The following is a 12864-nucleotide window of genomic DNA, read 5'->3' as shown; positions in this document are numbered from 1 at the left end:
ATGAGCAAAAATGCTGTCGGCAAAAAGCTGGTGTCCCTGGCGTGGGCGCTCGGCGTTCTGCTGTTGATCTATTGTTTCCCGCGCAGTTGCCTGGTGTTTCTGCTGTTGGTGGTGTGCTGCGGCGTTTATGACTTCCTGCGTAACGGCCTGTACGACCGCGACACCATCAAGAAGTATTTTATCGGCAACGGTCGTAATACCTGGGTGCTGGCACCGTTCAACACCCTGCTCGACCTGCTGAGCAGCCGCAACCGGCATGTCTATACCCTGCAAGACCTGCCGCCGGCCTGGCGCGAAGACCTGCAACAGGTGATCGACGACGCCATGGCCCGTAAGGATGAAATCATCAGCTACCTGGACGAACGCATGGCCGAGAAGAAACGCGGCATGTTGTTTTTCCAGTGGTACGGCCGCCCGATCGAAACCACCCTGGATATCCCGCAGCTGCGCAAGAAACTGCCGTTCGTGAAAACCATCGGCGTCTCGGTGTTCAACGAGAACCGCTCGACGTCTTTCCACTTCGGCCCTCTGCGCATGATGTTCCGTGTGCTCTACAACATGGCGCCGGCACCGCACCATGAGGGCGTGTATATCCAGGTGGGTAAGCACAAGCACTACTGGCACGACGACCCGCTGTTTATCTTCGATGACACGCTGATGCACGCGTCCTTCAACAAAAACGACGCCAAACGCTACTGCCTGTTTATTGATATTGTGCGCCCGACCCTGCTGCCCTCGGTGCTCAACGCCGTGATCGCAGGGTTTGCCGGCCTGGTCTTTACCCTGCGTCGGGTTTTCTACAAAAACTGGAAGCTGATTCAGTAAGTTCTGCGGCATGATGGTGTTGGACGGCATTTGCGCTGGGCCTCGCGCCTGAGGTAAATAATCGTCTCGTGCGACCTTAATTGGCGCTCACCCTTCTCAAGCCATCGCCCCCCAAGCGGACGCGGTGGCTGTGCTTTCAAGGAATCAGAATGCCCCAACGTCAAGTCATCAACGCCTCCGTCAGCCCCAAGGGCAGCCTCGAAACCCTGTCCCAACGTGAAGTGCAGCAACTGAGCGAAGCCGGTACCGGCAGCATCTACACCCTGTTCCGCCAATGCGCCCTCGCGATTCTCAACACCGGCGCGCATATCGACAACGCCAAGACCATCCTCGACGCCTACAAAGACTTTGAAGTGCGTATTCACCAGCAAGACCGCGGCGTACGCCTGGAACTGCTCAACGCCCCGGCCGATGCCTTTGTCGATGGCGAGATGATCGCCAGCACCCGCGAGATGCTGTTCAGCGCCCTGCGTGACATCGTCTACACCGAGAACGAGCTGGACAGCCAGCGTATCGACCTGAGCAACTCCCAAGGCATCACCGACTACGTGTTCCACCTGCTGCGCAACGCCCGTACGCTGCGCCCGGGTGTGGAGCCCAAGATCGTGGTGTGCTGGGGCGGCCATTCGATCAACACCGAAGAATACAAATACACCAAGAAAGTCGGGCACGAACTGGGTCTGCGCAGCCTCGACGTGTGCACCGGTTGCGGCCCAGGCGTGATGAAAGGCCCCATGAAGGGCGCGACCATTTCCCACGCCAAGCAACGCATCACCAATGGCCGTTACCTGGGCTTGACCGAGCCAGGCATCATCGCCGCCGAAGCGCCGAACCCCATCGTCAACGAGCTGGTGATTTTGCCGGACATCGAAAAACGCCTGGAAGCCTTCGTGCGTGTCGGCCACGGCATCATCATCTTCCCCGGCGGCGCCGGTACGGCCGAGGAGTTCCTGTACCTGCTGGGCATCCTCATGCACCCGGACAACCGCGACCTGCCGTTCCCGGTGGTGCTTACCGGGCCCAAACATGCCGCGCCTTACCTGGAACAATTGCACGCGTTCGTCGGTGCCACCCTGGGCGAAGCGGCGCAGAAGCATTACCAGATCATCATCGACGACCCGGCCGAAGTGGCCCGCCAGATGACCACCGGCCTCAAGGCGGTGAAGCAGTTCCGCCGCGAGCGTAACGACGCGTTCCACTTCAACTGGCTGCTGAAGATCGACGAAGGCTTCCAGCGCCCGTTCGACCCCACCCACGAAAACATGGCCAGCCTTCAACTGAGCCACGCACTGCCGCCCCATGAATTGGCGGCCAACCTGCGCCGGGCGTTCTCGGGGATCGTGGCGGGTAACGTCAAGGACAAGGGTATTCGCCTGATCGAGGAGAACGGCCCGTATGAGATCCACGGCGACCCGGCGATCATGAAACCGTTAGATGAATTATTGAAGGCGTTCGTGGCCCAGCACCGCATGAAACTGCCGGGCGGCGCGGCGTATGTGCCGTGCTATCGCGTGGTGCAATAAGCCAGCGGGCGGTCGGTCATAGTTTGTATTCGTTTGGGACATAGCAACGCGTGTGAGGAACAAGAGTTCGGACTAGGGTTTTACTATTCCAACTCATTCACCTCAGCGAGCGACCTATGGACCAACGGATATTGTCCTCCGTCATTCCTTACCCTAAGGTAAGGAATATCACGATGGAGATCTTCACTATGGCCACCGCCACACTCACTTCAAAAGGGCAAATCACCATCCCTGTTCAGGTCAGGACAGCCCTGGGCCTGGAAACAGGCGACCGGGTGGAATTCGTCGAAATGGAAGACGGCAAGTTTTCCATGATTGCCGCCAGCAAAACCGTCAAGGACCTCAAGGGTTTGATCCGCAAGCCCGCCCATGCCGTGTCTATCGAAGACATGAACCGCGCCATCGCGGCCCAGGGAGCAAGCGCTGGATGATCGGCCTGGATACCAATGTGCTGGTGCGTTATGTGACCCAGGATGACCCGGTTCAATCCGCCAAGGCGTCTCAACTGATCGAATCGCTCACCGCCGCCTCACCAGGTTTTGTCAGCCTGGTGACGCTTACGGAACTGGTGTGGGTGTTGCAGTCCTGCTACCAGTCGGCCAAAAGCGATGTGGTAACGGTACTGGAGACCTTGCTGCACACACGGGAACTGACCGTCGAGCACGCCGATATCATCTGGCAGGCCCTGCGCAAGTTCACCGCAAGCAAAGCGGACTTTGCCGACTGCCTGATCGAACGCTGTGGCCATGCGGCCGGTTGCGAGTACACCGCCACGTTTGATCTGCACGCAGCCAAGGCAGCAGGGATGAAACGGCTCGGTTAGAGCGGCTTTTTTGTAGGAGCGAGCAAGCTCGCGCCTACAGAGGGAGAGGAAGTTGGGCTAGCGAACCCAACCGCCGATCTGCCAGTGGTAGCCATCATTACGCTGCACCCAATGCGGGTGTACATAACGATACCCCTGGCGCACCGGTTCCCAATGGCCGTGCACTGCCACATAACGCCCGCCTTCCCAGCGCCAGTAACCGCGTGACCAGATATAACCTTCGCGCACCGCCGGCTCGACTTCAATCACCTGCACCGGCGGCGGTTGCGGCGCCACCACATCCACGTACTCGTGTTGCACCGGCCTGCGCTCATGCACAACACGCTCTTGCACACACCCGGAAGCCGCGACCACCATGGCGGCCAATGCTGCATAACGTAGCCACATACAAAACCCTCGGGCGCGCACGCCCAACACCTGCATCAGAAAGAAGTCCTTCCTTTGTTGCAGCCGGGCCCTGCTTGGGCCTGGGTTATTTTTAACAGGAGATGTCTGTCAGATGGCTGAACCTGTAGATCTTTAGCGTGCCTCCCGGCGACCGCCACGGTGGTGCTCCTTCATACCGGACCAAAACGTCCCAGCACAGTCTCGACAAAGCAGCGCAACTTGGCGGTACGCTGGCGGTTTGCGGTGTAGACCAAATGCATCGACCGACTCGGAGCCTCAAACTCCGGCAACACCCGCACCAACTCGCCACTCGCCAACGCCGTTCGCAGAAAGTCTTGCGGGCCGAGCACAATGCCAAAACCATCCAATGCCGCCGACATCAATGCCCGGCTTTCATTGATGAGCAAACGGCTGGCCACTCGTACCTTGTAGGAAACCGTGCCCTGAAAAAACACCCACTCTCGATCCGCCGGACGCGATGAAAAGGCGTACCCCAGGCACTCATGACGCTCAAGATCTGCCGGCTTCTGCGGTGTGCCTCGCGCCATCAGGTAAGCCGGTGCAGCGCAGGCCACCAACCGATACGGTGCCAAAGGTCTCGCAGTGAGGCCGCTCGTGCCCAACGGACCAATGCGAAACGCGGCGTCGTAGCCCTCCTCCACCAAGTCGACGAAACGATCCGTCAGGTGCAAATCGACTTCTACCTGTGGGTTTTCACGTAAAAACCCGGTGATCAACGGCATCAGGCTGTAGGAGCCAAAGGTCACCGGGGCGGTGACTTTCAGCTTGCCACGCGGCGTGTCGTTCATGACCTGTGCCAGGGCGTCGGCGGCCTCGGCCTCCGTCAGGATATGTTTGCAGCGTTCGTAATACTCCCCTCCCAGTTCAGTCAGGCTTTGTCGACGGGTTGTGCGGTTGAGCAATCGCGCGCCCAGGCGTTGTTCCAATGCGGTGACATGCTTGGCCACCATCTGCGGCGACATGCCCAAGCGTTCGGCGGCCCTCGCATAGGAGCCTAATTCAGCCGCTATCACGAAGGCGTTCATGCTTGACAGGCGATCCATCATTACCCACTCCCAGTAACAACACCCACATCAAAATGACGATTTATCACGTTATGGTTGCTAATCATCATAGCCACTTCCTACTTCCACTGGAGCAAGCACATGAAGATTGGCGTGATTGGAGCAGGTTTTATCGGGCGTGCCGTGGCGCAACTGGCGCTTGCCGCCGGACATAACGTGATGCTGAGCAATTCCCGCGGCCCACACACCATGAGCAGCGTGGTGAGCGGCATACTCGGCGTGCAAGTGGGCAGCGCAGATGACGCTGCCAGGTTTGGTGACCTGGTACTGGTGGCGATCCCCCTGGAGCACTACCGCAGCGTCCCCGCCCAATGGCTGGAGGGCAAGACAGTGATGGACGCCAACAATTACTACCCCGATCGTGATGGGCATATCCCGCCACTGGACCGGTTTGAAACCACCACCAGCCGATTGCTGGCTGACCATTTGCCGCAATCACATGTGGTGAAAGTATTTAATGCGATCTTCGCCCCAGACCTGACGCAGGATGCCCGCCCGCACGGCGCGCCTGACCGCCGCGCATTGCCAGTGGCAGCAGATGACGCGACGGCAAAGGCGCAAGTGATGACGTTACTCGACCAACTGGGTTTCGATGCCGTGGATGCTGGAGGGCTGGATGAAAGCTGGCGATTCGAGCGGGCTAAACCGGCGTATTGCGTACCCCTTAACCAAGCGGGCTTGAAGGCGGCGCTGGCAGCGGCCGAGCGTACGGTTGAGCTGCCTGCGGTGGAGCGACACCCGCCGCGCGCCTGATCGTTAGCGCACAAAAAAGCCCGCTGACCGTCACCGGTTCAGCGGGCTTTTTCGTGGGTGTTGCTTACAGCGCCAGATCAGACGCCGGCTTGCTTGGCTCAGCCGCAGGCTTGGCAGCCTCGGTAGCCTGTGGAGCAGCCAGTTGCGGGATCGCTGGCGGTGGTGTCAGTTGCAGCACACCGGCAGTGTAGGCCCATTCCTTGGCAACAGCTTCAGGGCTGTCGTTCAGCTTGGTGCCGTAGCTTGGCACGATCTGGTGCAGTTTTTCCTGCCAGGCTGGGCTGGCTACTTTGTCCTTGAACACCTTTTGCAGCACGGTCAGCATGATCGGAGCCGCGGTGGACGCGCCTGGCGATGCACCCAGCAGGCCTGCGATGGTGTTGTCGGCAGAGCTGACCACTTCGGTACCCAGCTTCAGCACGCCGCCTTGCTCTTCATCACGCTTGATGATCTGCACGCGCTGGCCGGCTTGCCACAGGCGCCAGTCGGACTGCTTGGCGTTCGGGAAGTACTCTTGCAGCGCCTTGAAGCGGTCATCATCAGACAGCATCAGTTGGCCGGCGAGGTACTCGACCAGTGGGTATTCACGAATACCGACTTTGGTCATCGGCCAGATGTTGTGGGTGGTGGTGCTGGTCAGCAGGTCCAGGTACGAGCCTTCCTTCAGGAACTTAGTCGAGAAGGTCGCGAATGGGCCAAACAGAATCACGCGCTTGCCATCCAGCACACGGGTGTCCAGGTGCGGAACCGACATCGGTGGCGAACCTACCGAAGCCTTGCCGTAGGCCTTGGCCAGGTGCTGCTCGGCGATGGTCGGGTTCTCGGTCACCAGGAACGAACCACCCACCGGGAAGCCTGCGTATTCCTTGGCTTCAGGAATGCCCGACTTCTGCAGCAAGTGCAGGGCACCGCCGCCGGCGCCGATGAACACGAACTTGGCGTCGGTTTCAGTCTTGGTGCCGTCTTTGAGGTTTTTGTAGCTCACACGCCACGAACCGTCGTCGTTGCGGGTGATGTCCTGCACTTCGCTCGACAGCTTCAAGTCAAACTTCGGCGTGGTTTGCAGGTGAGCGACGAACTGGCGGGTGATCTCGCCGAAGTTCACGTCGGTACCGATCGGGCTCCAGGTGGCCGCGATTTTCTGGTTGGGATCACGCCCTTCCATCATCAACGGAACCCACTTGGCGATTTGCGCCGGGTCTTCGGAGTACTGCATGCCAGCGAACAGCGGGCTGGCCTTCAGGGCTTCGTAGCGTTTTTTCAGGAACTTGATGTTGTCATCGCCCCACACAAAACTCATGTGCGGAGTGGAGTTGATGAACGAACGCGGGTTCTTCAACACACCCTGCTGAACCTGCCAGGACCAGAACTGACGGGAGATCTGGAACGCTTCGTTGATCTCGACCGCTTTAGGGATCTCAACGTTGCCGTTCTTGTCTTCCGGGGTGTAGTTCAGCTCAGCCAGGGCCGAGTGACCGGTACCGGCGTTGTTCCAGCCGTTGGAGCTTTCTTCGGCCACGCCATCGAGGCGCTCGACCATCTCCATCGACCAATCCGGTTCCAGCTCATTGAGCCAGACACCCAGGGTTGCACTCATGATGCCGCCGCCGATCAGCAGCACATCGACTTTCTTTGCCTCTTCCGCGTGAACGGACGTGATCCCCATCGACAAAGCCAGCCCCAGCAGGGCAGTGTTTACTTTTTTAAACATCAGTAGCACCTATGATAAAACGCCATCCGCCCTACCGCCCCCGATCATGAGTAACCCTCGTTCACGCTACGTCAGGCAACGTACCGCGGGGTCTGCACAGTCACATAAAGGCTGCAGGGTGGGCACACAAGGCCGATGGATCGACCTCACTGTTATGTCCCTTCTGCGCTGACTTCTTATCATTATTGGCTTCAGCTACCTGGGCGACAGCCAACCGCTGGGACGTATACGGGTGTACGCACCAGGGAAAGACTAGCCCAAGACGGCGCGCAGAATATCACGCTAAACAGCGTTTATGCGCCGTTTGGCCAATTGACAGGCCTAAATCGCGGGTTTTAATGCGCCCCTGTCAAGCCTGGCAGCCGCGACCTGCGGTCACAGGCGTGGAACTCTGCCGAAAATGGCGGTTCTAGACACCTTCGTCGCGGCTTGCGTAGCATCGGCGACGTCCTTCGTGCACACCCTCCACACAGAGTTACCCATGACAATCCAGCAAACACCCGGGCACGTACTGCCCGCGCGCAGCGCCGCCAAAATGGAAGCGGCCATGGCCGTGGGCGCCTTCGCGATCGGCACCGGCGAATTCGCCATCATGGGCCTGATGCCCGACATCGCCCAGAACCTGGGCCTGAGCGAACCCCAGGTGGGCCACGCCATCAGCGCCTACGCCCTGGGCGTGATGGTCGGCGCCCCACTGCTGGCCATCCTCGGCGCCAAGCTGCTGCGCAAACACATGCTGCTGTTGCTGATGGGCCTGTACGCCCTGGGCAACTTCGCCACCGCCTTCACCCCCACCTTCGGCTCGCTGGTGACCTTCCGCTTTATCAGCGGCCTGCCCCACGGCGCCTACTTCGGCATCGCCGCCGTGGTCGCCTCCAGCATGGTACCCACCGACAAACGCGCCGGCGCCGTAGCCCGCGTGATGATGGGCCTGACCCTGGCCATGCTGCTGGGCAACCCCATCGCCACCTTCCTCGGCCAACACCTGGGCTGGCGCTCGGCGTTCGCCCTGGTCAGCGTGATCGCCCTGCTCACCATCGCCCTGGTCTGGCAATTCGTGCCCCACCGCCACGACGAACAACGCAGCGACCCACGCAAAGAACTGCGCGCCTTCACCAAACCCCAGGTATGGATGGCCCTGTCCATCGGCGCGATTGGCTTTGCCGGGATGTTCTGCGTATTCAGCTACCTGGCGCCGACCATGCTGGAAGTGACCAAAGTCTCGCCGCAATGGATCCCCTTCGGCCTCGCCGCCTTTGGCGTGGGCGGCATCATCGGCAACATTGCCGGTGGCAAGCTGTTTGATCGCATGCAGTTTCGGGCGGTGGGTTTGATATTGGTATGGTCGATGGCCGTGCTGCTGTTCTTCCCCTTCGCCGCGTCTTCGCTGTGGGGCGTGCTGCTGAGCATGGGGTTGGTGGGCACCATGGTCGCGTTGGCGGCACCGTTGCAGATTCGCTTGATGGACATCGCGCATGAAGCGCCGAGCCTGGCGGCAGCATCGAACCATGCGGCGTTCAACCTGGCGAATGCGCTGGGGCCGTGGTTTGGGGGGATGGCGATTACAGCTGGCCTCGGCTGGACCAGCACCGGCTACATCGGCGCCGCGACAGCGCTGGTGGGCCTGGGCCTCTACCTGATCGCCCGGCGTATGAAAGGCGGCCATTAACGGCGCGCCTAATACCGATCAGCTACGCGAACACAATTTCCACACAACGAAGATCCAATGTGTGGAGCTTGCCTACGAAAGCATTGGTTCAGTTATAGATCCAGTGACTGACACGCCGCCTTCGCGAGCAAGCCCTCTCCCACAGGGATCCGAGCCGGGCGCTGATTCTGCGAGCGATACATGGCCAATGTGGGAGCTGGCTTGCCTGCGATAGCGGTATATCAGTAACAGATGAGTTAACTGACCCACCGCCATCGCAGCGTCAATATCTACACAACTTCGGCACGACGCTGCAACTGTGGCGAGGGAGCCTGCTCCCCTGAAGACCTGACAGCCGACGCTTATATCCCTGACTCCCACGCTCCAACTGTAGGAGCGGGCTTGCTCGCGAAGACGGCCCGACAGCCGACGAAAATGCTGGATCAGACCGCGTACTATCCGGTACTCAGGCAACGGCTACTTAGCGTTCTCCCCCAACGGCTGCTCACTTTGCAAAGCAGCAAAGCTAGCGAAACACTCTCGCCCCACCACCCCATCAATCATCATGCAACAACCCCGAACCATACTCCCCATAACTACTCCCCAGCCCACTGCCACCGAAATTCATCTTCGCGGCCTTGTTGGGGCTATGGTCACCAAACGCCCGGCATCCACCTGAAAAGCACGGGTCACTGCTCACGCTCGATGAAGATGAACAAGCGCTCAACAGCAACGTGCCGGTGATCATCACAAGTTTGACGAGGTTCGAGATCATGGTTTCAGTTCCCTATGGGCTGGAGGCGCTGGGGTCCTCTCTTGTAGGGGATCGTAGACCTCAACGGCGCAGGGAATTATGAAACTTTGCTGGGGGACAGCATGAGTTCAGGTTGCCGCCTTAGGGCAAGGCGGCAGGGTTGGTTGTCAGGGTTTGACTGGGGCGGTTACAGGCGCAACTTGCTCCTGGGCTCGGCCAACGAGCAGCGAGCTCAACTCGATTAACTGCTGAATGCCCAGGGCGATGGCACGCTGGGAGTCGTCGAGATCGAACGCCAAAGTGGCGGCCATTTCGTTGGCGGCTGCGAGGTTTTCGGCGGCGTTGGCCAGGAGGGTTTCGGGGTCGATGGTTGGGTTTACGAGGAACAAGTTGTCGCTTGGGTGTTCGGCGGGTGCAGCGTCGTCGGATGGGGGCAAGTGATGATGGATTGCTCGCTGGGCTGCGGCTTGAAGCTTGGGGTCGACGGGCGATGCGGTTTGGTCAAGTGAAGAACTGCGTGTGTTGTTGCGCATGGCGAAGCTCCAATATTTTCGGGAGTTAAAACGCCTTAGCAATACGGACTTCCACCTCCGGCCGCTGGGTTTGCAGCGACCTCAGAAGGTTAGCGGCGGGTGGTCCGACGGGCAAGCTCTGAGAAACGTAGGAAAACTCCCAAGAAGTGTTGTGGTTTTGCGCCGCAATATCTTTACTTCCGTTGTACGGGCCAGTGAAAACTCCATTTCTTACGCCGCTCATTTGGGCTTTTTTAAAACCGGATGTCCAAGGCTCATAAGCTTCAGCACCCGGCATCCAACCTCCTTCGTGTAAACAAAAAAGGAACAGATTTATTTATGTTATCGCTGAAAAAAGCTAATCACGAGACAGCAATAAGCCAAATCGGTGGCTTATTGCCTTAGGCCTTCAGCTCATCTGGCGTGGGCGTCTTGAGCCAATCGGCCAAGCGGCATTCATTCGCGTTTTGCCAGCCTAGCCCGAAAGCCCAGAATCGCTCCAGCACGTCAGCGTCAAAACGAACTTTGAGGTGCTCTTCGGTTACTGCCGATTGCCCCGCTTGGGCTTGAGCATTTCCTTCGCCTGAGCTTTACCAAACAATCCCACAAGCACCTCGCTCGCTGGTTTGGCCTTAGAAAAGTCCTCAGCCGGCCATTCCGGGTTCACTGCATCAACCCTTTCAGAACGGGAGTTTCTGGTCATTATTTTTGCCCCCCAGTTTGTTGGCTTCACGAAAGCCGATGACGTGAACCGCGTCACTCATGGGCAGATATCGAAGCCAGACTACGGTACCTAATTTTGAGTAGGCAGCGAAAAGCAATTCACTTCCAGATACACCTCACGACGGACTGCTGAGTCAACCAAGCACATCAAGGTGTAAGATGCCCCACAACCGTCCACCATCGAGACCGCCATGACTGGGATATCCCTAAACCTGCCGGAAGACCTGTCCAACTCTCTCGCCGACCTGGCCAAAACCAACGGCCAGACAGCAAGCTACCTGGCGATGGACGTTCTTCGCGACTACATCGAGCACGAGAAAACGCTGACCGCCCAAATCGAGCTGGCAGTAAAGGAAGCCGACGAAGGCAAATTAGCCACCGATGACCAAGTGGCAGCCATGCGCGCTAGGCGCTGGAGCCGGAATGCGGGTTGAGTGGCTTGAAAAAGCACTCAAAAATCTGGAAGACGAAGCGAACTATATCGCTCTCGAAAATCCAAAAGCCGCTGACGACTTCTCGGATGCCATTTTCGCCAGCGTCGACAGGCTGGCTCAGTTTCCTTCTATAGGACGCGAAGGTCGGGTGAAACATACCCGCGAATGGGCAGTCCCCAACTGGTCCTATCTGATCCCGTATAGAGTGCGGGGTGATCGACTGCAGATCCTTGGCGTATTCCACACACGGCAACGTCCTCGTTCGAAGTGGTAATGCGCGCAAAACTTGCCTCACCGGCACCCAAGATCCGTTCCTGATAAACTGCGCCCCATTCGTCTCGCTGACTCAGATCCCCCATGCCCCTACAAACCGCCCCACTCTCCCGCCGCTTCTCCGTCGCCCCCATGATGGACTGGACTGACCGCCACTGCCGGTTCTTCCTACGCCTGCTCTCCAAACACGCCCTGCTCTACACCGAGATGGTCACCACCGGCGCTATCCTCCATGGCGACCACGACCGCTTCCTGCGCCACAACGAAGCCGAGCACCCGCTTGCGCTGCAATTAGGCGGCAGTGTTCCGGCTGATCTGGCCGCCTGCGCCCGTATGGCCGAGGCCGCCGGTTACGACGAAGTGAACCTGAACGTCGGCTGCCCCAGCGACCGGGTGCAGAACAATATGATCGGCGCGATCCTCATGGCGCACCCTGCCCTGGTGGCGGACTGTGTGAAAGCCATGCGCGATGCGGTGTCGATTCCGGTGACGGTGAAGCACCGTATCGGCATCAATGGGCGGGACAGTTATGCCCAGTTGTGTGATTTCGTCGGGACGGTAAAGGAAGCCGGTTGCACCAGTTTTACCGTGCATGCGCGGATTGCGATTCTGGAGGGGTTGTCGCCCAAGGAGAACCGGGACATTCCGCCGTTGCGCTATGACGTGGCGGCGCAGTTGAAGCGGGACTTTCCAGAGCTGGAGTTTAATCTCAACGGTGGGATCAAGACGTTGGAGCAGTGCCAAGAGCATTTGCAGACGTTTGATGGGGTGATGTTGGGGCGAGAGGCTTATCACAATCCGTATTTGCTGGCGGAGGTGGATCAGCAGCTGTTTGGCAGCACCGCGCCTGTGGTCACCCGCGCTGAGGCGTTGGCGCAGTTGCGTCCGTATATAGCCGAGCACTTGGCGACAGGTGGCTTGATGCATCACATTACGCGCCATGTTCTGGGGCTGGGGACCGGTTTCCCGGGGGCGCGCAAGTTTCGGCAGTTGTTGTCGGTGGATATTCATAAGGCGAGTGATCCGTTGGCGTTGCTGGATCAGGCGGGGGAATTGTTGGAGGGGCGGTGACGGGTTGGGTGTCAGTGGGGATATTTGGGGCTGGGACTGGCGTCATGCAGGCAAGCCAGCTCCCCACAGTTTGACTGATAGGGGTCAGATGAATCTCAGTGGCTGGGCTGGCGTCATCGCAGGCAAGCCAGCTCCCACAGTTTGACTGATGGGGGTCAGGTGAATCTCAGTGGCTGGGCTGGCGTCATCGCAGGCAAGCCAGCTCCCACAGTTTGACTGATGGGGGTCAGGTGAATATCAGTGGCTGGACTGGCGTCATGCAGGCAAGCCAGCTCCCCACAGTTTGACTGATAGGGGTCAGATGAATCTCAGTGGCTGGGCTGGCGTCATCGCAGGCAAACC

At 59.0% G+C, this 12864-nt stretch carries 15 protein-coding genes and 1 pseudogene; 9 read left to right on the top strand and 7 right to left on the bottom strand.

What is annotated here, in order from left to right; genetic code table 11:
* From BOP96_RS23095 to BOP96_RS23080, 4 genes are all read left to right on the top strand, one after another.
* Complete coding sequence (locus BOP96_RS23095) at positions 1-825, top strand: aspartyl/asparaginyl beta-hydroxylase domain-containing protein (protein ID WP_019820661.1); 825 nt, start codon at positions 1-3, stop codon at positions 823-825.
* Positions 826-974: 149 nt separating this feature from the next.
* Positions 975-2348: a nucleotide 5'-monophosphate nucleosidase PpnN gene (gene ppnN / locus BOP96_RS23090; RefSeq protein ID WP_014717596.1), complete on the top strand. Its 1374-nt coding sequence runs from the start codon at positions 975-977 to the stop codon at positions 2346-2348.
* Positions 2349-2521: 173 nt separating this feature from the next.
* The gene (locus BOP96_RS23085; protein ID WP_014717595.1) at positions 2522-2779 is read left to right on the top strand and encodes an AbrB/MazE/SpoVT family DNA-binding domain-containing protein; all 258 of its coding nucleotides are present in this window, start codon (positions 2522-2524) and stop codon (positions 2777-2779) included.
* Complete coding sequence (locus BOP96_RS23080; protein WP_014717594.1) at positions 2776-3171, top strand: PIN domain-containing protein; 396 nt, start codon at positions 2776-2778, stop codon at positions 3169-3171. The genes BOP96_RS23085 and BOP96_RS23080 overlap by 4 nt, the downstream gene beginning before the upstream one ends.
* A 57-nt stretch (positions 3172-3228) precedes the next feature.
* On the opposite strand, the gene BOP96_RS23075 is transcribed toward BOP96_RS23080, so the two are convergent.
* Together BOP96_RS23075 and BOP96_RS23070 are read right to left on the bottom strand one after the other, a co-directional pair.
* Positions 3229-3558 (bottom strand): YXWGXW repeat-containing protein, encoded by a 330-nt coding sequence (locus BOP96_RS23075; protein WP_014717593.1) that lies wholly within the window; start codon positions 3556-3558, stop codon positions 3229-3231.
* A gap of 170 nt (positions 3559-3728) precedes the next feature.
* Entirely contained in the window at positions 3729-4625 is an 897-nt protein-coding gene (locus BOP96_RS23070) for a LysR family transcriptional regulator (RefSeq protein WP_019820667.1), read from the bottom strand.
* Between the two features lie 99 nt (positions 4626-4724).
* Between BOP96_RS23070 and BOP96_RS23065 the strand changes: the two genes are divergently transcribed.
* On the top strand, positions 4725-5396 hold the full coding sequence (locus tag BOP96_RS23065; RefSeq protein ID WP_073454137.1) for an NADPH-dependent F420 reductase: 672 nt from the start codon (positions 4725-4727) through the stop codon (positions 5394-5396).
* A gap of 64 nt (positions 5397-5460) precedes the next feature.
* Here the strand turns inward: BOP96_RS23065 and mqo are convergent, their stop codons facing one another.
* Complete coding sequence (gene mqo, locus BOP96_RS23060) at positions 5461-7107, bottom strand: malate dehydrogenase (quinone) (RefSeq protein WP_014717590.1); 1647 nt, start codon at positions 7105-7107, stop codon at positions 5461-5463.
* Positions 7108-7588: 481 nt separating this feature from the next.
* On the opposite strand from mqo, the gene BOP96_RS23055 reads away from it, so the two are divergent.
* Positions 7589-8776 carry an MFS transporter gene (locus BOP96_RS23055; RefSeq protein ID WP_073454135.1) on the top strand — a complete coding sequence of 396 codons (1188 nt, stop codon included), beginning with the start codon at positions 7589-7591 and terminating at the stop codon, positions 8774-8776.
* 535 nt (positions 8777-9311) lie between these two features.
* Here BOP96_RS23055 and BOP96_RS23050 read toward each other — a convergent pair.
* From BOP96_RS23050 to BOP96_RS30975, 4 genes and pseudogenes are all read right to left on the bottom strand, one after another.
* Positions 9312-9530, bottom strand: a complete 219-nt coding sequence (locus tag BOP96_RS23050; protein ID WP_072434392.1) for a hypothetical protein — start codon at positions 9528-9530, stop codon at positions 9312-9314.
* A 146-nt stretch (positions 9531-9676) separates the two neighbouring features.
* Complete coding sequence (locus tag BOP96_RS23045) at positions 9677-10042, bottom strand: DUF6124 family protein (RefSeq protein WP_073454133.1); 366 nt, start codon at positions 10040-10042, stop codon at positions 9677-9679.
* A 25-nt stretch (positions 10043-10067) separates the two neighbouring features.
* A complete protein-coding gene (locus tag BOP96_RS23040; RefSeq protein ID WP_032902651.1) occupies positions 10068-10319 on the bottom strand; it encodes a hypothetical protein in 252 nt (83 codons plus the stop codon).
* Between the two features lie 103 nt (positions 10320-10422).
* A pseudogene (locus tag BOP96_RS30975) lies at positions 10423-10536 on the bottom strand (BrnA antitoxin family protein); the annotation flags it as partial.
* A gap of 399 nt (positions 10537-10935) precedes the next feature.
* On the opposite strand from BOP96_RS30975, the gene BOP96_RS23035 reads away from it, so the two are divergent.
* From BOP96_RS23035 to dusA, 3 genes are all read left to right on the top strand, one after another.
* Positions 10936-11178: a CopG family ribbon-helix-helix protein gene (locus tag BOP96_RS23035; RefSeq protein WP_073454131.1), complete on the top strand. Its 243-nt coding sequence runs from the start codon at positions 10936-10938 to the stop codon at positions 11176-11178.
* Entirely contained in the window at positions 11168-11452 is a 285-nt protein-coding gene (locus tag BOP96_RS23030; protein ID WP_057710859.1) for a type II toxin-antitoxin system RelE/ParE family toxin, read from the top strand. Before BOP96_RS23035 ends, BOP96_RS23030 begins: the two co-directional genes overlap by 11 nt.
* An 83-nt stretch (positions 11453-11535) precedes the next feature.
* On the top strand, positions 11536-12522 hold the full coding sequence (dusA, locus tag BOP96_RS23025) for a tRNA dihydrouridine(20/20a) synthase DusA (RefSeq protein ID WP_073454129.1): 987 nt from the start codon (positions 11536-11538) through the stop codon (positions 12520-12522).
* Positions 12523-12864 lie beyond the last annotated feature (342 nt).

Source organism: Pseudomonas sp. FSL W5-0203, assembly GCF_001896155.1.
GTDB lineage: Bacteria > Pseudomonadota > Gammaproteobacteria > Pseudomonadales > Pseudomonadaceae > Aquipseudomonas > Aquipseudomonas paracarnis.
The sequence above is the reverse complement of the archived record's forward strand: the minus strand, read 5'-3'. Positions and strand labels throughout refer to the sequence as shown.